At 68.0% G+C, this 18,391-nt stretch carries 19 protein-coding genes; 12 read left to right on the forward strand and 7 right to left on the reverse strand.

Annotated elements, in window-relative coordinates:
- The 5 genes from ACFXJ8_RS16840 to ACFXJ8_RS16860 all read left to right on the forward strand — a co-directional run.
- The coding region (locus ACFXJ8_RS16840) for an L-serine ammonia-lyase (RefSeq protein WP_379644807.1) at positions 1-648 on the forward strand (648 nt) is incomplete at its 5' end.
- A 233-nt stretch (positions 649-881) separates the two neighbouring features.
- Positions 882-1,142 (forward strand): type II toxin-antitoxin system Phd/YefM family antitoxin, encoded by a 261-nt coding sequence (locus tag ACFXJ8_RS16845; protein WP_379644808.1) that lies wholly within the window; start codon positions 882-884, stop codon positions 1,140-1,142.
- Between the two features lie 267 nt (positions 1,143-1,409).
- A complete protein-coding gene (locus ACFXJ8_RS16850; RefSeq protein WP_379644809.1) occupies positions 1,410-1,778 on the forward strand; it encodes a type II toxin-antitoxin system RelE/ParE family toxin in 369 nt (122 codons plus the stop codon).
- Complete coding sequence (locus ACFXJ8_RS16855) at positions 1,775-2,116, forward strand: helix-turn-helix domain-containing protein (protein ID WP_379644810.1); 342 nt, start codon at positions 1,775-1,777, stop codon at positions 2,114-2,116. Before ACFXJ8_RS16850 ends, ACFXJ8_RS16855 begins: the two co-directional genes overlap by 4 nt.
- A 165-nt stretch (positions 2,117-2,281) precedes the next feature.
- On the forward strand, positions 2,282-2,542 hold the full coding sequence (locus tag ACFXJ8_RS16860; RefSeq protein WP_379644811.1) for a type II toxin-antitoxin system Phd/YefM family antitoxin: 261 nt from the start codon (positions 2,282-2,284) through the stop codon (positions 2,540-2,542).
- Between the two features lie 353 nt (positions 2,543-2,895).
- On the opposite strand, the gene ACFXJ8_RS16865 is transcribed toward ACFXJ8_RS16860, so the two are convergent.
- On the reverse strand, positions 2,896-3,624 hold the full coding sequence (locus tag ACFXJ8_RS16865; protein ID WP_379644812.1) for an NUDIX domain-containing protein: 729 nt from the start codon (positions 3,622-3,624) through the stop codon (positions 2,896-2,898).
- Between the two features lie 78 nt (positions 3,625-3,702).
- Between ACFXJ8_RS16865 and ACFXJ8_RS16870 the strand changes: the two genes are divergently transcribed.
- The 4 genes from ACFXJ8_RS16870 to ACFXJ8_RS16885 all read left to right on the forward strand — a co-directional run bounded on the left by ACFXJ8_RS16870 (position 3,703) and on the right by ACFXJ8_RS16885 (position 8,069).
- Positions 3,703-5,418: a hypothetical protein gene (locus tag ACFXJ8_RS16870; protein WP_379644813.1), complete on the forward strand. Its 1,716-nt coding sequence runs from the start codon at positions 3,703-3,705 to the stop codon at positions 5,416-5,418.
- Positions 5,415-6,290 (forward strand): hypothetical protein, encoded by an 876-nt coding sequence (locus tag ACFXJ8_RS16875; RefSeq protein ID WP_379644814.1) that lies wholly within the window; start codon positions 5,415-5,417, stop codon positions 6,288-6,290. The genes ACFXJ8_RS16870 and ACFXJ8_RS16875 overlap by 4 nt, the downstream gene beginning before the upstream one ends.
- A gap of 233 nt (positions 6,291-6,523) precedes the next feature.
- Complete coding sequence (locus tag ACFXJ8_RS16880) at positions 6,524-7,621, forward strand: DUF6745 domain-containing protein (protein WP_379644815.1); 1,098 nt, start codon at positions 6,524-6,526, stop codon at positions 7,619-7,621.
- 10 nt (positions 7,622-7,631) lie between these two features.
- Positions 7,632-8,069: a hypothetical protein gene (locus ACFXJ8_RS16885; RefSeq protein ID WP_379644816.1), complete on the forward strand. Its 438-nt coding sequence runs from the start codon at positions 7,632-7,634 to the stop codon at positions 8,067-8,069.
- Positions 8,070-8,186: 117 nt separating this feature from the next.
- Here ACFXJ8_RS16885 and ACFXJ8_RS16890 read toward each other — a convergent pair whose 3' ends face one another.
- The 5 genes from ACFXJ8_RS16890 to ACFXJ8_RS16910 all read right to left on the reverse strand — a co-directional run bounded on the left by ACFXJ8_RS16890 (position 8,187) and on the right by ACFXJ8_RS16910 (position 13,235).
- Positions 8,187-8,957 carry an alpha/beta fold hydrolase gene (locus ACFXJ8_RS16890; protein WP_379644817.1) on the reverse strand — a complete coding sequence of 257 codons (771 nt, stop codon included), beginning with the start codon at positions 8,955-8,957 and terminating at the stop codon, positions 8,187-8,189.
- Positions 8,958-9,650, reverse strand: a complete 693-nt coding sequence (locus ACFXJ8_RS16895) for a gamma-glutamyl-gamma-aminobutyrate hydrolase family protein (protein WP_379644818.1) — start codon at positions 9,648-9,650, stop codon at positions 8,958-8,960.
- Complete coding sequence (locus ACFXJ8_RS16900; protein ID WP_379644819.1) at positions 9,647-10,411, reverse strand: 3-oxoacyl-ACP reductase; 765 nt, start codon at positions 10,409-10,411, stop codon at positions 9,647-9,649. Before ACFXJ8_RS16900 ends, ACFXJ8_RS16895 begins: the two co-directional genes overlap by 4 nt.
- A gap of 125 nt (positions 10,412-10,536) precedes the next feature.
- Positions 10,537-11,880 carry an aldehyde dehydrogenase family protein gene (locus ACFXJ8_RS16905; protein WP_379644820.1) on the reverse strand — a complete coding sequence of 448 codons (1,344 nt, stop codon included), beginning with the start codon at positions 11,878-11,880 and terminating at the stop codon, positions 10,537-10,539.
- On the reverse strand, positions 11,877-13,235 hold the full coding sequence (locus ACFXJ8_RS16910; protein ID WP_379644821.1) for a glutamine synthetase family protein: 1,359 nt from the start codon (positions 13,233-13,235) through the stop codon (positions 11,877-11,879). The genes ACFXJ8_RS16905 and ACFXJ8_RS16910 overlap by 4 nt, the downstream gene beginning before the upstream one ends.
- Before the next feature lie 74 nt (positions 13,236-13,309).
- Between ACFXJ8_RS16910 and ACFXJ8_RS16915 the strand changes: the two genes are divergently transcribed.
- Positions 13,310-14,023, forward strand: coding sequence for a FadR/GntR family transcriptional regulator (locus ACFXJ8_RS16915; protein ID WP_379644822.1), 714 nt, complete (start codon positions 13,310-13,312; stop codon positions 14,021-14,023).
- Positions 14,024-14,034: 11 nt separating this feature from the next.
- Here the strand turns inward: ACFXJ8_RS16915 and ACFXJ8_RS16920 are convergent, their stop codons facing one another.
- Positions 14,035-15,786 carry a DUF2264 domain-containing protein gene (locus ACFXJ8_RS16920; RefSeq protein ID WP_379644823.1) on the reverse strand — a complete coding sequence of 584 codons (1,752 nt, stop codon included), beginning with the start codon at positions 15,784-15,786 and terminating at the stop codon, positions 14,035-14,037.
- 92 nt (positions 15,787-15,878) lie between these two features.
- Between ACFXJ8_RS16920 and ACFXJ8_RS16925 the strand changes: the two genes are divergently transcribed.
- Together ACFXJ8_RS16925 and ACFXJ8_RS16930 are read left to right on the forward strand one after the other, a co-directional pair.
- Positions 15,879-16,949, forward strand: a complete 1,071-nt coding sequence (locus ACFXJ8_RS16925; RefSeq protein ID WP_379644824.1) for a substrate-binding domain-containing protein — start codon at positions 15,879-15,881, stop codon at positions 16,947-16,949.
- Between the two features lie 96 nt (positions 16,950-17,045).
- Complete coding sequence (locus tag ACFXJ8_RS16930; RefSeq protein WP_379644825.1) at positions 17,046-18,368, forward strand: ABC transporter substrate-binding protein; 1,323 nt, start codon at positions 17,046-17,048, stop codon at positions 18,366-18,368.
- The last annotated feature ends 23 nt before the right edge of the window (positions 18,369-18,391 follow it).

Below are 18,391 nucleotides of genomic sequence, written 5' to 3' on the forward strand. Positions count from 1 at the left end.
CGGGCGCATCAGTTGCATCGCAAGCTGCAGGCCGAGTCGGCCGAGCGTGATCCGTTGCATGCGATGGATTGGGTGGGGTTGTACGCGCTGGCGGTCAACGAGGAGAACGCGGCGGGGGGCCGGATCGTGACGGCGCCGACGAATGGGGCGGCTGGCATCGTTCCGGCGGTGATGACGTATTGTGCGCGGTTCGTGCCGGGGTTCGACGAGGACGGGGTGGTGCGGTTCTTGTTGACGGCGGCGGCGGTGGGGGTGCTGTTCAAGGAGAACGCCTCCATCTCGGGCGCCGAGGTGGGCTGTCAGGGCGAGGTGGGCTCGGCGTGTTCGATGGCGGCGGCGGGCCTGACCGAGGTGTTGGGTGGGACGCCGGAGCAGGTGGAGAACGCGGCGGAGATCGGGATTGAGCACAATCTGGGGTTGACGTGTGACCCGATCGGGGGGTTGGTGCAGATTCCGTGTATTGAGCGGAATGCGGTGGCGTCGATCAAGGCGATCGCGGCGGCGCGGTTCGCGATGCGGGGGGATGGGCAGCATTTCGTGTCGTTGGACAAGGCGATCAAGACGATGCGGGATACGGGTCGGGACATGTTGGACAAGTACAAGGAGACGTCGCGGGGCGGTCTGGCGGTCAACGTCATCGAGTGCTGACCGGTTTCGGGGGTTTTTGGGGGCTGGGTAAGGCGGCGTGGTCCTCGCCGCTGCGCGGCTCGGGCTGTGACAGTGGGGCTTTGCCCCACACCCCGGCGAGGGAGAACCCTCGCGCTCCCCGTGTGGCTGGCGTCGTGTGATCGCGCCAGCGTGGATCTCGCCGGCGCTTTGAGCCTCGGCGCCGGTTCTGCATTCGGTCGTGGTTATGTTGGAGCACGTGGGAGGGGAAGCTCGTGTCCATCACTGCCCGCGAGGCTCGTCGTCGGCTGGTACCGCTCATCGAAGAGGTCAACAACGACCGCACCGTCGTCGAAATCGTGTCGAAGAGCGGTAACGCCTACCTCGTAGACGCAGAGGAATACGAAGCTCTTCAGGAAACCGCCCACCTGTTCCGCTCGCCGGCCAACGCACGCCGGTTGATCACGGCCTATCTTGAGGCCCTCGAAGGGCGGTACGAGCACCGCGACCTGTTGGGTGATGAGGCCGCACAATGAAGGCGGCTCCTACCAGCCGTGTCCGGCCCAGGTTGTCCCACACTAGGACGATCGGTGCGCCGAGCTGCTGATGTGCGGCGATGAGCAGGTCACGATAGCCGGTCCAGGCGAAGGTCTTGGACTCACCCTTGCGGCCCCGGTCGAGGTGTCATCGACGTATCCGGTGCCGCCGCCCTCATGGCTGCCTGCACACTTCGTCCCTGCGAAGCGAGATGAGAATCCCGCCTCTCACCCTCAATAGCCGATAGCATTTGCTATCCTTTCGGAGTGAGCGAATGGGAGATCTACAAGACCGACGAGGTCGGCAAATGGTTCGAGGACCTAGACGAGCAATCGCAGGACCTTGTGACAGATGCCGTCGCCCATCTCGCTGCTGTTGGCCCGACGCTTGGCAGGCCATTGGTGGACAAGTTGACTGCCACGTCCGTTCACAACCTGAAGGAACTGCGCCCTGCCTCGTCGGGTTCCAGTGAGGTTCGCATCATCTTCGCCTTCGATCCGTGGCGCAGCGCGATTCTCCTGGTGGCCGGGGACAAGTCCAAGAACTGGCGAGACTGGTACCGCGAGGCCATCCCACGCGCCGAGCACCTGTTTGGCTTGTACTTGAAGGCCCGCGAGGAAGAGGAGGGCCGATGACCGGCTTCAGCAAATTCGACCACAAGGCACATGCCGAGGCAGCCGGACCCGAGCGGACGAGTGAGGCCCGGCGGCGTACCCAGGCGTACATCGACGGACACCAGCTTGCCGAGCGCCGCAGCGCGGCGGGGCTGTCGCAGGCCGAGCTTGCCAAGACGATGGGCGTGACACGCGGCAGGGTCTCGCAGATCGAACGCGGCGAAGTGTCCACAGTCTCCGCCATCGCCGCCTACGTGGAGGCACTGGGCGGGCATCTGGAGGTCTCGGCCGTCATCGGTGACCACTCCTACCGGTTGCGTGGACCCGAGCAGGACCTGAACGGCCGGATTGCTGTCTAACTAAGGGCAAGGACTTCAGCGCGAAGGGCCCCTCAGTGTTCACGCTGGCGGCGAATCTCACCGACACCTTGAGCCTCGGCACTACCTGGTGCACTCATCGCGACACGAGCGCAGCCCACTCCTGACTGGAGCCGTGATGTTGTACCACTCGTGAAAGAGGAGTGCGTGTCCATCACCGCCAGTGAGGCTCGTCGTCGCCTGGTCCCGCTTATCGAAGAGGTCAACAACGACCGCACAGCCGTTGAAATCGTGTCGAAGAACGGCAACGCCTACCTCGTATCCGCAGAGGAATACAAAGCGCTACAGGAAACCGCCTACCTGTTCCGCTCGCCTGCCAACGCATGCCGGTTGATCACGTCCTACCATGAGGCCCTCGAAGTGCGGTATGAGCACCACGACCTGTTGGGTGATGAGGCCGCTCAATGAAGGAGGCCTACCAACCGTGTCCGTTGGCGGCCCGGGCCGGCAGCTCCTCAAGCGGATCAACCGACTCATCGAGCACGTCCTACGTGAGCCAACGCCGCCTCACGTAGCTTGATCGTCCCAAATGAGGTCACACCGTTGAGCAGGTGAGCCAGCTCTGGACCACCGGCTCCGCGTCACTCGTGATGAAGTGCTCGAGCTGCTGCCGTGACGATCGCAGACTTCGGTACTCGCCGCAAGTGGCCGGGTCGATCGGCTGTGACGGGCCTTCTGCGGCGAGCCTGGTCGGGTAGGTACGTGGGAGTCGTGACAGTAAGAGCTGACGGTCCACCGGCTGTCCTGAGCTTACGTTTTGTCTAGCAGCTGAAGCTGCCCGACCTAGTCAACGGTGGGGTGAGCGTCTCGGCGAGTCCTCGGCGGAACAGAGCAGCCGGGCGGCCGATGTCGGGGAGCCGACGTTCACCGACGGATATGACGAAGCCCTCCGTCTTCATGACCTTGCGGCGAAAGTTGCTGGGGTCGAGGGGGACGCCCCACACCGCCTCGTAGATCTGGCGCAGGTCGGCGATAGTAAAGGGCTCCTTGCAGAAGGCCGTGGCGATCGTGGTGTGTTCAAGCTGGGACCTAGCCCGCTCCAGCGCGTCACGGAGGATCTCCTCGTGGTCGAAGGCGAGTGTGATCTGGCCGTCGAGGATGGCGGAGACCGGGATCCAGTGGGCGGCGGACGCGTCGGTTCCTGCCAGGGGCATGGGTAGATCGGGGCCGAGTGCGAGGTAGGCAATGGTGATGATGCGTCCACGCGGATCGCGACCGGGGTCGCCGTAGGCGTGCAGCTGTTCCAGATGGAGGCTGTCGCTGGCGACTCCGGTTTCTTCTCGCAGTTCCCGTCGGGCGGCCTCGTCTAGCGCCTCGCCATCGCGGACGAACCCTCCCGGCAGTGCCGCTTCGCCACGGTAGGGCACATTGCCGCGCTTGATCAGCAGAACTTGGAGTTGGCCATCGCGCACGGTGAAGATCACAAGATCTACGGTTACGGCCAGGGAGGCGGGCGGGCGGCGTGGGCGGACTGTCTTGCTCGTTGCCATACCCCTATTAAAGGTCTAGTTGACTCTAAGTCGGACCGCACTTATGGTCAGATTTACCTAAATAACTACGGGGGGCTCATGGCCCGATCGCGCACGGTGCGTCTTGAGAACGGCACGGGGGCAGTCGACTCGAAGGCCACACGGTACCTCTGTGCCGGTGTCTACCTCGATCGCGACTTCCGCGAGATGGTCATCCGCCGGGTCTACAACGACTCCAAGCACATGGTGGCACCCTCCTACGGCTTCGATCTGGTGCCGGTTGTTGTGCACGCCTGGCGGGCATGGCGTTTAGAGACACTGAAGTGGGTGCTGGTACTCGCGGTCCTTCTAGGCGGCATCGCATGGGCGCCCGCCGCGACCGCCGCCACAACGGCGTTGTTCGGCCTGTGCTGGTCCGCCGCCGTCGCCGTCAGAAGCGCACTGGTTGCTTTACCGCTCAAGGCAAAAGAGCGCGCGGACCGGTTTTTACGGCGCGTCCGCTGGCACAGCGAGTCGAACGACCTCGCCGAGCATCTCCGCTCCCTGAAGCTTGCCTGCATCGGCAGCGGTGCCCTGGTCGTCGCCGTTCCCGTGATCTCCGGCGTGGCGCGCATTCCGCTCTCTCAATTGCTGCAACAAACAGCGATCATGGGAATGTTGACCGTTCTCGTCGCGTGCGGCTGTGGTGCCGCCCAACGTAGCGCGTTGCACCAAACGGCCAAGGGTCGGCTGTCCTTGCCGGACAGCCACCGGTATCGGGCGATCGACGAACAGCAGTACCACACGTTCGTCATCTATCGCAGGGCCCCGAAGGAGGAGTCGGAGCCGGAGGACTTCCGCGACATCCTGGCGCTCGACGACTCGCATAAGCCATTCGTCGGAGCTGGGCGGTTGATCCATCGCTGGAACCCGCCACTCAACATCCACTTGTTGGGGGTAGGCGAAGGTAGCATGGCCGATCGGGAATTTGATCCCCTCCCGTTCAAGGCACATGAACTGGTCGCTCATTTGAAGGACGAGATGCAACGGCTGGACGGCCAGGATGACGCCACTAGCCTTCCGGGCTTCGGAAAAGCAGACCGTATCTATGTAGCGGAGGCTGATGTCGACTCCGAGCGCGACTGGCTGCAAGGCGAGCCCGCTACGGACGAGATCAACGAGATCACTGATCAGCCATTCGATCGGTTCCACCACTTCCTTGAGATCCGTACATCGGTATCCGGTGAGCTGGTTACAACCGTTTTCCTTCGCACCACAGTCAAAGGGCGCGCGCTAAGCCTCGACTTCGCTGCCTGTGCGCTGACGCGGACGCCGGACGAATATCACATCCTCGATGATTATGGTGAGGCTGGAGTCACTGCCATACTCCGGGCAGCGGTCCGAGCTCTTTACGAACTTCCAACCGACATCATGCAGACGTGGCGTCTGATCCGCGTTCCGACCGTCCTGCTGGGGGCGTTTCGAGCACGGCGAACCCGCATTCTCTATCCCAAACGTGGTGTGAAGATCGGAGCAAAGCTGAGTGTGCGGGAAGAGAAGCGTATGCCGTGGGAGTCCGCCCAACTCGATCGAACGCTCATCTCCGACCACGTGAAGCTAATAGAGGACCGTCTGTTGAAGGCGGCGACCGAGTTCCTGCGCGAACACAAGGTCGACATCTCGGAGTTCGAGGAACGCGCTACCAGCATCATCAATACCGGGATCATGAACTTCGGAGAGACGATGAATGTAAACAACTCCGCGGTTGGCACAAACGCCGTGAGACTCGATCTACCCGAGAACTTTGGCAGCGCATCAGGAGGAAGCCACGCATGACCGGTCACTTCACGAACAGCGGAATAATCAATCAGGGCGGCCCTATGGCTATCAGCGGGACCGCGATCGGTGACGGTGCCACGGTCGTCCACCACCACTTGGCCGAGGCTGCGACTGGCAGGCACGCGGGCGTCGGCGTGATAACGATCAAAGATTCGGAGGCCAGGGCGGTCGTAGACACCCTCAAACTAGAACGAGCACCTGTGAACGGGATTCCCTTCTGGCGCGGAACCATCGATCTCCGAGGCGTGGTCACCCGGGTGGCAATGATCCGATCGTTGGGCCAGGGCCAGCGATCGACCATGGCCGCGTTCGAGAATCTCAGGGAGGCGTTCCGACCGGCGGTCGTCGCACTTGTCGGCATCGGCGGCGGGTTCTATCCGGACGTCTCCGCAGGCGACGTCGTCATAGCAACGCGAGCGGTCTACTACGACCTCCGTAAGGAAACCGCTGACGGGCCCAAGCGCAGAGGCGAGGACCGTGAGACGCCTGCCATAGTAGGAAACGCCGTGAACAGTTTCTTCATCGACTATGGCGAACCGGCACGATTCGCAAGTGAAGAGGATGTGTTTCACGTCATTCCCGGCATCATCGGGACTGGCGACGCCGTCATCGCGGACGCCGAGTCCGAAATCAGAAAATACCTTAAACACTACAACGACAAGATTTCTATCATCGATATGGAAGCCGGCGGTCTGGCTCAGGCATTCCACGAGCGCGGCAATCTGGCTCAGATGCGCGGATGGGTAGTGATTCGCGGAGTCTCCGACTACTCAGACGAAGGCAAAAATGACGCCCTGCAGCAGACGGCTGCTCGGCACGCCGCCGAGGTGCTGCGGGCACTCATCCCTTACCTTCCATGCCACACCTGATCGGGAGTCCCCGTGATCGGGGTGGTGAGTTCGCTCGTCGCCGCCGAGCTGGCCGTACGATAGTGGGCGAAATGGTGCTGTCGCCTCGCGTGGCGCTTCCCAGCAGGAGAAAGGTAGCTGCCGTGCGTAAGCCCCGGGACGTGAATATTCGATCACCGTAGTGGACACGCGGCGCGCCGATCTGTCACCATCCCTCACATGATCGTGAGAAAGGACGACGCCACCTCCCTCCGGTGAGCGTTCTCGTGCAGCGGGAAGCTGCCGCAATCCGCGAAGAATGGCTGGGCTGGGCGTTGTCGACGCTGCCCGCCGACCGTCCGGCCGCAGAGGCCGCCATCTCCGAGCTGTACCGCCTGATCGGGCTCGATCCACCACGGTTCCACTGGGTCTCCTCGCCGGTCGCGGCGCTGGCGACCGTCCCGCCGGGGGTGCGGCCCGCGGAGGCCGTGGAGCGCATGGCCGAGTGGCCGCTGCCGCCCCGTTTCGCCGCTCTCATGCGGCAGCTGTGCCGCGAACTCGACGACCGGATCAGGTGGGTTCATCAGCCGATGGACCAGCTGATCCGCCGGGAGGTGCGCAGCTCGCTCTCCCGGTCGGTCGACAGGACGATCCACCGGCCGGTCGAGGTGGCGCACGACGGGTCGTACCGCATGAGCGGCTGGTACGGCACGCTGTGCGCCTCCTGGGTCGCCCACTACGACGCCCTCCGCCGGGCGGCCGGCGTGGTCTTCACCTCCGAGCAGACCTGGCGGCTCGACCTGTGGGCGACGGTGATGCGGTCGTGCGGCTGGTGGTGGCCGCGCGAAGGCGTGTGCGTCGTCTCCGAGCGGCCGGTGGTCGTCCGCACGGAGGTGTGGGACGCCGCCGGTGAGGTGCGGTTGCACTGTCCGTACGGCCCGGCGCTGCGTTACGCGGACGGATGGGACATGCACGCCTGGCACGGGACGACTGTGCCGTCCTGGGTGATCACCGATCCGAGCCTGGAGCGGATCGCCCGCGAGGAGAACGTCGAGGTCAGACGGTGCGCGATCGAGCACATCGGCTGGGCTGCCTACATCGACAGGGCCGGGCTGCGGCTGGTCGCCTCGGCGCCCGACCCCGGCAACCCGGGCACGCACCTTCGGCTCTACGACCTCACGCACCTTCGGCTCTACGACCTGCGGCAGGAGACCAGGGTGCTCCTCGCGGTCAACGGCTCCGTCGAACGCGATGGGCGCCGCCGCAGGTACGGGCTGACCGTGCCGGGCTTCTTCGACGATCCCGTCGAGGCCGCGGGCTGGACCTACGGGCTGTCCGCCGAGCAGTACTCCCTTCTCGTCCGTCGAACCTGAGGTGATTTCCATGACTGTGACTCTCGCTTCGCTCTCCCAGCTGACCGGACTCGCCGTGCTCGACCACCTCGAGCAGTCGGCGCGCATCCCTGTCGTCGACGGGCTCCAGGCCCAGGGCGACCTCATCGTCATCCCGCTGCCGGTCGTCGCGTCGTCCGTGCGGCCATGGCCTGACGCCAGGTGGACCGACGTGCCTGCCGAGGGTGTCGAGCTGCTGCGCGGCGGGGCCGGGGGCAACCCGCACACGCTGGTCGCCGATCCCGGCACCTGCCGGTGGACGGCCGACGTGTCGGACTCCGACCTGCTGGCGATCGGCATCTTCGAGACGTCGGCCGTCGCCTACCTGCTGCATCCCGAGCACGGGGCTTCGGGCTGCACACCGGGCGCCTATGTCGTACGGCGGCAGCGCGAGCGGGAGGGCCAGCGAGCCCGCCTGGTCGCCGACTGATCCGCACGCCGTCCCCCGTCGCGCTCGGCGGGGGACGGCGACTGGGTGCCGTTGAGACGGACAAGAAACGGGGGCGGCTTGGGGGGACAGGAAGCGGGGGCGGCGACGCGGTGCCGCTCAGAAGGACAGGAAGCGCCTGACGGCGTCCAGCCACGCCTCCGGCTGGTCGATGTGGGCCATGTGGCCCGCCTCCTCCAGGACGACCGCGTCCGTGCACGGGGTCCGCGCGACGAGCGAGGCGGGGAAGGTCATGTCCTGGCGCCCGTGCAGGAGGAACAGCGGGATCCCCGCCAGCCGGTCGAGCGCGTCGGGGTACCTCGCCGAAGGGAACCGGCCGCTCCGGTAGACCTCCTGATAAGTGGCGGTGAACGTGACCCGCTCCAGTCGCCGGAGGTAGTCCGGCAGCGACTCCTCCCGCCACACGTCGCACGGCGCCGCCGCGAAGGCCTCGGCGCGGACCAGGTCCGCCCCTTCCAGCTCCCCGACGGACGGCTGGGCGGCTCTCCTGCGCTCGTACTCCGCCCACCCGGCGAAGGCGTCGGGCGGGACGGGCAGGACGCTGCTCGACGCCACGATCAACCGCCTGACCAGCTCGGGATAGCGGATGGCCAGGCGTTGGGCGAGCAGCCCGCCGTACGAGAAGCCGAGGACGTCGACGGGCGACGAACCGATCAGCTCCGCGAGGTCGTCCACCATCGCGTCGGGGGTCAGCGGTTCGGCGGCGGGGGAGCGGCCGCACCCGCGCAGGTCGGGGAAGAGCAGGCGGTGCTCGCCCGCCAGCCGGTCGAGTGGCTCCACCAGGTAGCTGTGGTCCCATTCGGGTCCGCCGTGGACGACGAGCAGCGTCCGATCGGCGGGGCCGGGGAACTCGCGGACGTGGAGGCGCATCTACGCGGCCGCCTCGACGAGCGCGCGGAACAGCAGGCCGTCCTCGGCGGCCTCGGGGTGCCACTGGACGCCGAGGGCGAAGCGGTGGCCCGGCAGCTCGGCCGCCTCGATCGCGCCGTCGGCGGCGTGGGCGGTCGCGTTCAGTCCGGTTCCCAGGCGGCGGATCGACTGGTGGTGGTAGTGCGGGACCGTCACCGTCTCCTCGCCCAGGATCCCGGCCAGGCGGCTGCCGGGCGTGACGGACACCGGCATATGGCCGAACTCGCCCGGGGCCGGGGCATGTCCCGCATGGCCGACGACATCGGGAAGATGCTGGTGGAGGCTGCCGCCGAGGGTGATGTTCAGCACCTGGAGACCCCGGCAGATGCCCAGGAAGGGCAGTTCTGCCTTCAACGCCGTATCCACCAGCGAAAACTCCGCCGAATCACGAAATGTCCGGACGAATCCGGTTCGCTCGTGCGGCGTCTCGGCGTACCTCGTCGGGTCGATGTCGCCTCCGCCCGCCAGGATCACCCCGTCCAGCCTGCTCACGACCGAGGCCGGATCACCGGCGGGCGGCAGGATCACCGGCTGCCCGCCGGCCCGCACCACCTGCTCCACATACATGTACGGCAACAGCGCCGTCGTCATCTCCCACACCGTGAACCGCGCGGGCTCGACGTAACAGGTAATGCCGATCAAGGGTCTGGTCATAGCGGAGTAACGTACGCTCCCGAGATGCCGCCGTCGACCAGGAACTCCGAGCCGGTGATGAACGACGCGTCGTCGGAGGCCAGGAAGGCGACCGCGGCGGCGATCTCGGCGGCCTCGGCGAAGCGGCCGACGGGAATGTGGACCAGGCGGCGCTGGGCGCGCTCGGGGTCCTTGGCGAACAGCTCCTGCAGCAGCGGCGTGTTCACCGGGCCGGGGCACAGGGCGTTGACCCTGATGCCCTCGCGGGCGAACTGCACGCCGAGCTCCCTCGACATCGCCAGCACGCCGCCCTTGGAGGCGGTGTAGGAGATCTGCGAGGTCGCCGAGCCCATCACCGCGACGAACGAGGCGGTGTTGATGATCGAGCCCTTGCCCTGGCGCCGCATGTACGGGATGGCGTGCTTGCAGCACAGGTAGACGCTCGTCAGGTTGACCTCCTGGACGCGGCGCCACGCCTCGATGCCGGTCTCCAGGATGGAGTCGTCGTCGGGCGGGGAGATGCCGGCGTTGTTGAAGGCGATGTCGACGCTGCCGTAGGTGTCGAACGCGGTCTGGTACATCCTGACCACGTCGTCCTCGTTGGTGACGTCGGCGCGGACGAACAGGCCGCCCACCTCGTCGGCGGCCTTGGCGCCGGTGGGCTCGTCGAGGTCGACGCAGACGACCTTGGCGCCCTCCTCGGCGAACCTCCGCGCGGTGGCCAGGCCGATTCCGCTGCCCGCGCCGGTGATGACGGCGACGCGGTCCTGCAAGCGCTGCATATGTCCCTCTCTCGGGTCGATGTCGTTCAGTCCGCGAACCGGTCGGCCGCCGGTGACCGGAGCCGGTGGGCCGGGCGGTGACCGGGCCGGTCGATCGGTCGGTCGGTGGTGACGAGGCGGACCGGTCAGTCGGTGGCGATGAAGACGTTCTTGGTCTCGGTGAAGGCGGTGAGGGCGTCGGGCCCGAGCTCCCTGCCGAGCCCCGACTCCTTGAAGCCGCCGAACGGTGTCCAGTACCGCACGCTGGAGTGGGAGTTCACGCTCAGGTTGCCCGCCTCGACCGCCCTGGCCACCCGCAGCGCCCGGCCCACGTCGCGGGTCCAGATCGAGCCGCTCAGGCCGTACCTGGTGTCGTTGGCGATCCGAACCGCCTCGGCCTCGTCGGCGAACGGCACGACCGACACCACAGGACCGAAGATCTCCTCGGTGAACGCGCGGTCGGTCACGGCGGGCGTCAGGACGGTCGGCGGGAACCAGAAGCCCGGCCCGTCGGGGCAGGCGGCCTGCAGGTAGGGGTCGCCGGGGACGAAGCCGCGCACCCGCTCCAGGTGCTCGGCGCTGATGAGCGGCCCCATCTCGGTGCTCTCGTCGAGCGGGTCGCCGACCTTCACGTTGGTGACGGCCTGCGAGAGCCGTACCAGGAACTCGTCGTAGACGGAGGCCTCGACGAGGATCCTGGACCTGGCGCAGCAGTCCTGGCCGGAGTTGTCGAAGACGGCGTAGGGGGCGGTGGCCGCGGCCCTGTCGAGGTCGGAGTCGGCGAAGACGATGTTGGCCGACTTGCCGCCGAGCTCCAGGGTCAGCCGCTTCACCTGGGTGGCGCAGGTGGCGGCGATCTGCTTGCCGACCTCGGTCGAGCCGGTGAACACGATCTTGGCGACGTCGGGGTGCTCGACGAGGCGGGCGCCGGCGACCTCGCCCGCTCCCGGCACCACCTGGAGCACGCCCTCAGGCAGCCCGGCCTCGAGGGCCAGCTCGGCCAGCCTGAGCGCGGTCAGCGGCGTCCACTCGGCGGGCTTGACGATCACCGTGTTGCCCGCGGCGAGCGCGGGGGCGACCCCCCACGTCATGATGACCATCGGGAAGTTCCACGGCACGATCACGCCGACCACGCCCAGCGGCTCGTGGAAGGTGACGTCGAGGCCGCCCGCCACGGGGATCTGCAGGCCGTGGTGGCGCTCGGGCGCTCCGGCGTAGAAGTGCAGCACGTCGCGGACGTTGCCCGCCTCCCAGCGGGCGTTGCCGATCGTGTGGCCCGCGCCCGCGACCTCAAGCTGGGCCAGTTCCTCGGCGTGCGCGTCGACCTGCTCGGCGAAGCGCCTCAGCAGGCGGGCGCGCTCGCCAGGGGCGACCTGCCGCCAGGTGCGGAAGGCGGCCCTGGCACGCTCCACCGCCCTGTCGATCTCGGCCGCGTCGGCGGGCTCGACCTCGGCGAGAACGGCCTCGGTGGCCGGATTGATGATCTTCACAGTCTTTCGAATCCCCTGAACAGTTCCCAGTCGGTCACTGCCGCGTCGAAGGCGGCGAGCTCGACGCGGGCGTTGTTGGCGTAGTGGGCCACGACGTCCTCGCCGAAGCACTCGCGGGCCAGCTTCGAGCCTTCCCACAGGGCGAGCGCGTCACGCAGCGTGTGCGGCACGGTCTCGGCTCCGCTGGTGTAGGCGTTGCCGGTGCACGGCTCCTCCAGCGACAGTTCGTTGTCGAGGCCGTGCAGTCCTGCCGCGATGAGCGCGGCCACCGCGAGGTAGGGATTCACGTCGCCGCCCGGCACCCGGTTCTCGATGCGCAGGGAGGGCCCGTGCCCCACGAGGCGGAGCGCGCACGTACGGTTGTCGACACCCCACTTGACGGCGGTCGGCGCGAAGCTGCCGGGCACGTACCGCTTGTAGGAGTTGATGTTCGGCGCGTAGAGGAGGGTGAGCTCCCGCAGGCAGGCGAGCTGCCCCGCGATGAACCTCGCTCCCGTTTCCGACAGTCCGTACGGCAGGCTCCCCGCCATCACCGGCGAGCCGTCCACAGACCTCAGCGAGATGTGGATGTGGCAGGAATTGCCCTCACGCTGGTTGGGCTTGGCCATGAAGGTGATCGACTTGCCCTCCTGGGCAGCGATCTCCTTGGCGCCGTTCTTGTAAATGGAGTGGTTGTCGCAGGTGCGCAACGCCTCGTCGTAACGGAAGGCGATCTCGTGCTGGCCGAGGTTGCACTCGCCCTTGGCCGACTCGACGTACATCCCCGCGCCCTCCATGTCGCGCCTGATGCGGCGCAGGAGGGGCTCGACGCGTGCCGTACCGAGGAGTGAGTAGTCGACGTTGTAGAGGTTGGACGGCGTCAGGTCGCGGTAGCCGCGCCGCCACGCCTGCTCGTAGGTGTCGTCGTAGACCACGAACTCCAGCTCGGTGCCCACGTAGGCGGCCAGGCCGCGCTCTTCGAGCCTGGCCAGCTGCCTGCGCAGGATCTGCCGGGGCGAGGCGACGACGTCGGAGCCGTCCTCCCAGGTGAGGTCGGCCATGAGCAGGGCCGTGCCCTCCTGCCATGGGACGCGCCGCAGCGTCGACAGATCGGGTTTCATCACGAGATCGCCGTAACCGCGCTCCCAGGACGACATCTCGTAGCCGTCGACGGTGTTCATGTCGACGTCGACGGCCAGCAGATAGTTGCACCCCTCGGAACCGTGGTGTAGCACCTCGTCAAGGAAGAAGCGGGCGGACAGCCGCTTGCCCTGCATCCGGCCCTGCATGTCGACGAGGGCCAGCAGGACGGTGTCGATCCGACCCGCGGCCACCTCGTCGCGCAACTCGTCTGGTGAAAGGAACCCAACCGCCACAGTCACCCTCCCTGTTATTGGGCTAGTGTTAGACCATTGGTAAGCCGCAGTCAAGACCTCTGCTGAGGGGGGCCATGAACCCGTTGACGGTGTTGCGCCCGGTCCGTGCGGGCAACGCCTTTGAAGAGACTGTGGAACGCCTGCTCCAGGCGATCAAGCTCGGCATGGTCGCCCAGGGCGACAAGCTCCCGCCCGAGCGGGAGCTCGCCGTACAACTGGGGATCAGCAGGGTGACCCTGCGTGAGGCCATCCGCGCCCTGCAGGACGCGGGCTATCTCGACGTACGGCGCGGCAGGTACGGCGGCGCCTTCGTCATCTACGCCCCGCCCCGCCCCGGCAGCTTAGAGCTGCGCCAGGCCGTCGCCGAGATGGGCCCCGACTCGATCGCCGACGCGCTCACCTTCAGGATGGCCGTGGAGTGCGGGGCCGCCCAGGTGCTGGCGAGCACGCCGCTGTCGGAGCCGCAGCGCGCGGTGCTGCTCGGCCGCCTGGCGGAGCTGAACGAGGCGGGGCCCGACGACTACCGCAGGCTCGACACGGCCTTCCACCTGTCGATCGCCGAGCTGACGGGCTCCGGGCTCCTCGCGGCCACCTGCGCCGACGCCCGGCTGCGGGTGACCGACCTGCTGAACGCGATCCCCATGCTGCAGGCCAACATCGAGCACGCGGCCACGCAGCACGAGGCCATCGTCGCCGCCATCCTCGCCGGAGATCCCGACGCGGCCCGCCGGGCGGTCGCCGAACACCTGGAGGGCACGGCGGCGCTGCTGCGCGCCTTCCTCGCCTGAGCCCTCGGGTTTCAACCGGCCAGGCTCAGTCCGCCCGCGACGTCGATCTCGTGGACGGTGCCGTCGGCCCAGGTGAGCACGACCCTGTCGCCGTCCAGGCGGAACGCGGGCGGCGCGGCGGCGACGGGCGCGGCGGTGAGCGTGACCAGGCACGCGAAGATCCCAACGGTCTCGGGGACGACGCCGTCCAGGGCGGGGATGGTGGCGTCGGGTCCGAAGACCGTGCCCTCGGGATCCTTCAGCTCCGTGGCGTGCGTGAAGCCGTGCAGGGGCACCAAGCCGCTCGTCAGCTCGCCCACCGCGGAGGCGGACACGGCCCACCCCGTCTGGCGGACGACGGTGCCCGCGGGGGCGGTGACGTGGTGGAGGCGCACCTCGTGCGGCCCGTGGACCACGCTGATGGACTCGATCAGCGTCGAGGGCGTCGGGCGGCAGGAGGAGGCGGCCCAGCCGGGCCCCGCGCCCAGCGGCGTGATGGGGCCGCGCGGGGTGACCTCCCCGTCGATCACCAGGCCGACGTGGTTGTCGGGCAGGGAGCTCGGGCCGGTGCGGGTGGAGTAGCCCATCCGCTGGTAGAGCGGATCGTCTGGCCCGCCTCCCGGCGGCTGGTGGTCGCTGCCGTGGTTGACCAGTCTGACCAGGCCGTCGGCGGCCGTCGAGTGGATCAGCAGACCGGGTCCGGGCAGGCCGATCGCCTGGTCGGCGCGTTCGACGGGGCCGGGCTCCTCCACCGAGGTCCACGCGGGGTGGTCGGCAGGCAGGAGCAGCCCGAGGAACCCCTTCGAGGCCCAGTACGGCGAGGCGGAGCCCGAGTAGGCCTGCAGGGAGGGCTCGTGCGGGCCGTACCAGCCGAGGGTCAGCAGCCCTTCGCGCGACAGCGCCCTGCCGTCGGCCAGGAAGTGGGCGACCGCGCCGCTGGCCAGGCGGCGGGCGGTGCCGGGGGAGTAGGGGGAGACGCCGAGCAGTTCGCCCGCCCACACCGGCGCGGCGGCCGCGAACCGGTAGATGAGGGACCTGCCCTGGTAGACGGGGGAGCCGTTGGCGTCGAAGGCGGCGCCGTAGTTGGTGAGGAAGGCGCGCAGCCGCGAGGCGTACGGCTCGGCGGGCCCGCCGAGGTAGGCGTGCAGGGCCGGGTAGAGGTGCATCGCCCAGCCGTTGTAGTGGTCGAAGTTGCGCCCGTCGCCGTCGCGGTACCAGCCGTCGCCCTCGTACCAGGCCTCGATCCTGGCCAGCCCGCGTTCGGTGGCGCCGCGGTCGTCGAGGCCGAGTTCGCGAAACAGCCCGGCGACGGTCACGGGGAACAGGTGCCAGTTGTTGTCGACGTGCTCGCGGATCAGCGCGTCCCCCAGCCAGGCGAGCGTCCGCTCCTGCACGGCGGCGGGCAGCCGGTCCCACAGCCACGCGCGGGTCAGCCGCAGCCCGATCGCGATGGAGGCGGCCTCGACCATCGGCTGGTGCCGGTCGGTGATCGGCTGCCACGTCCCGAGCGGCCCCGCCGCCAGCCCCTCCGCGTACGGCTCCAGCAGCGCGGGGTCGCCGCCGCCCGCGACGCGGAAGGCGGCCAGCAGGAACGTCCTGGCGTAGCCCTCCAGCCCGTCGCAGTGGGACCAGCTGGCCCGCCCCGGCAGGTCGACCAACGAGCGATCATGGGAACGGTACGGTTCGACGGCGGCGAGCAGGCCGTCGGCCGCCGTCTCCCAGTGGGCGCGCGTCCACCCGGTGTAGGGGCTGAGCGATCGGTCGTCATCGGGAAGTGTCAGCACACGCTCTCCAGGAGATGATCGAACGAACGAATACGTTCACGAACGAAAGCTATCTCGCTAGGATCGGACGCGTCGAGTGTTAGGAGCCCCCCTTGTTCGTCGAGCAACGCCATGAGTTCATCCTGCGCGAGGTGCGCGAGCGCGGCTCGGTGCGGCTGGCCGACCTGGTCGACCGGCTGGACGTGTCGATGGTCACGCTGCGCAGGGACGTCGAGCACCTGGCGGGCCGGGGGCTGGTCACCAGAGTCCACGGCGGCATCACCCTGCCGCAGGAGCCGCCCAGGCCGGTGAGCGCCATGCCCCAGGAGGCTGCCAGGCCGGTGGGGGAGCGCGCGCTCACGATCGGGATGCTGGTGCCCTCGGCCACCTACTACTACCCGAGCGTCATCAAGGCGGCCCGCGACCGGGCGCAGGACCTGGGCGCGCGGCTGGTGCTCGGCGTCTCCCGCTACGACGACGAGGAGGACCGCAAGCAGGTCAAGCAGCTGATCGGGGGCGGGGCCGAGGGATTGCTGCTCACGCTGAGCAGGCAGCCGGACGAGTCGCACGTCGAGTGGCTGTCGGGGCTCGGGGTGCCCGCCGTACTGGTGGAGAGGGTGGCGGAGCTGGGTGGCCCCGCCTCCTTCCTCGACGCGGCCGCCTCTCACCACGCCCACGGCGCCTTCCTCGGCACCAGGCACCTGGCCGATCTGGGCCATCGCAGGGTGGCGATGGTGAGCCGCAGCAGCCCCACCGCGCCGCGGGTGCGCCACGGCTTCCTGACCGCGGTGCGCGAGCTCGGGCTGGAGACCTGCGGCGAGTTCGGCATCGAGCAGGAGGGGCCTTCGGATGAGCAGGTCGCGCAGGTGGTGGGGGCCATCCGCGCGGGCGAGGTGACCGGCCTGCTCGTCCACAACGACGAGGACGCGCTGCTGCTGGTGCAGCACCTGAGGCTCGCGGGCGTGCGCATCCCGCACGACGTGTCGATCGTGGCCTACGACGACGAGGTGGCCGCGCTCAGCGACCCGCCGCTGACGGCCGTCGCCCCGCCCAAGGCGGCGGTCGGCCGTCACGCCGTCGACCTGCTGGTTCGCCGGATCGAGCGGGGCTCGGCCGAGCCCGGCCAGCACGTCGCGCTGCTGCCTGAACTCAGGGTGCGCGAGTCGACGGCCGCGCGCCCCTGAAGGTTTCGCGCTCATTTCGTTACTGATCGATATCTAGACAAAGCTTCGTTTGTGAGCGAATGATGCACTAGCGATCGGAAGCGATTAGGAGCAATCATGGAACGCAAGCGCGCCGCCGCCGGCATGGCCGGACTGCTGGCCGGTATGACCCTCCTGGCGGCCTGTGGTGGCGGCAGCGGCGAATCCGCGCCCGCGTCCGCGTCCGGTGAGGCGGGCACGCCGGCCCAGGTCACCTTCTGGGGCTGGGCCAAGGGCACGCAGCAGGTCGTCGACGCCTTCAACAAGTCGCACAAGGACATCCAGATCAAGTACGAGGAGATCCCCTCGGGCAACGCGGGCGGCTACGCCAAGTTCTCCAACGCGGTGAAGGCGGGCAACGCGCCCGACGTGATGTCCATCGAGTACCCCCAGCTTCCCGACTTCGTGAACCAGGGCGCGCTGCAGGACATCACGGCCGAAGCCGCCGACGTCAAGGCCAAGTACCCGGCCAACGTCTTCAGCCTCGTCGAGCTCGGCGGCAAGACCTGGTCGGTGCCCATGGACGCGGCCCCGCAGGTGTTCTTCTACCGCAAGGACCTGTTCGAGAAGAACAAGATCGAGGTCCCGAAGACCTGGGACGACTTCAGGGCCGCCGCCGAGAAGGTGAAGAAGGCCGACGACAAGGCGCGCATCGCCACGTTCTTCCCCGACGACCCGAGCGTCCTGGCCGCCCTCTCGTGGCAGGCGGGCGGCAAGTGGTTCGGCACCGAGGGCGACGCGTGGAAGGTCGCCATCAACGACGAGCCCACCAAGAAGGTCGCCGGCTACTGGCAGGGCATGGTCAAGGACGACCTCGTCAAGGTGCAGCCCTCCTTCAGCCAGGAGTGGAACGCCGCCTTCGAGGACGACACGCTGTGGGGCTACGTCGGCGCGAACTGGGGCGCGGGCGTCATGAAGGGCAACCACGCCGGACAGTCCGGCAAGTGGGCCATCGCGCCGATCCCCCACTGGGGCACCCCGGCCAGCGGCATGCTCGGCGGCACCACCTTCGGCGTCGCCAAGAACAGCAAGAACACCAAGGCCGCCGTCGAGGTCATCAAGTGGCTGACCGGCTCCCCCGAGGCGTGGACGGCCCGCCTGTCCTCCGGCACCTCCAGCGGCTTCCCCGCGATCGCCGACCTGGTGCCCGTGGCGGCCAAGAGCTTCGACGCCTCCTTCTACGGCGGGCAGGACATCTACGCGCTGTTCTCCGAGGCGTACGGCACCATCCAGCCGGGCTGGACGTGGGGGCCGAGCATGGTGCAGACGCTGACCTCCTTCAAGGACGCGCTGGGCAAGGTGAGCACCGGCGCGACGACGATCCCCGACGTGCTGGAGACCGTCCAGACCGCGACCGTCGGCGAGATCAAGGGCCGCGGGCTCAACGTCGCCCAGCAGTAAGGCGGTAGCGGGCCGTAGGGGAA

Source organism: Nonomuraea sp. NPDC059194, assembly GCF_042754765.1.
Lineage (GTDB): Bacteria > Actinomycetota > Actinomycetes > Streptosporangiales > Streptosporangiaceae > Nonomuraea.

Excerpts from the sequence above, each read along its gene's own strand:
- ACFXJ8_RS16855 (WP_379644810.1), top strand. The coding sequence starts at position 1,775 with ATGACCGGCTTCAGCAAATTCGACCACAAGGCACATGCCGAGGCAGCC.
- ACFXJ8_RS16865 (WP_379644812.1), bottom strand. The coding sequence starts at position 3,624 with ATGGCAACGAGCAAGACAGTCCGCCCACGCCGCCCGCCCGCCTCCCTG.
- ACFXJ8_RS16870 (WP_379644813.1), top strand. The coding sequence starts at position 3,703 with ATGGCCCGATCGCGCACGGTGCGTCTTGAGAACGGCACGGGGGCAGTC.
- ACFXJ8_RS16875 (WP_379644814.1), top strand. The coding sequence starts at position 5,415 with ATGACCGGTCACTTCACGAACAGCGGAATAATCAATCAGGGCGGCCCT.
- ACFXJ8_RS16885 (WP_379644816.1), top strand. The coding sequence starts at position 7,632 with ATGACTGTGACTCTCGCTTCGCTCTCCCAGCTGACCGGACTCGCCGTG.
- ACFXJ8_RS16890 (WP_379644817.1), bottom strand. The coding sequence starts at position 8,957 with ATGCGCCTCCACGTCCGCGAGTTCCCCGGCCCCGCCGATCGGACGCTG.
- ACFXJ8_RS16895 (WP_379644818.1), bottom strand. The coding sequence starts at position 9,650 with ATGACCAGACCCTTGATCGGCATTACCTGTTACGTCGAGCCCGCGCGG.
- ACFXJ8_RS16900 (WP_379644819.1), bottom strand. The coding sequence starts at position 10,411 with ATGCAGCGCTTGCAGGACCGCGTCGCCGTCATCACCGGCGCGGGCAGC.
- ACFXJ8_RS16915 (WP_379644822.1), top strand. The coding sequence starts at position 13,310 with ATGAACCCGTTGACGGTGTTGCGCCCGGTCCGTGCGGGCAACGCCTTT.
- ACFXJ8_RS16930 (WP_379644825.1), top strand. The coding sequence starts at position 17,046 with ATGGAACGCAAGCGCGCCGCCGCCGGCATGGCCGGACTGCTGGCCGGT.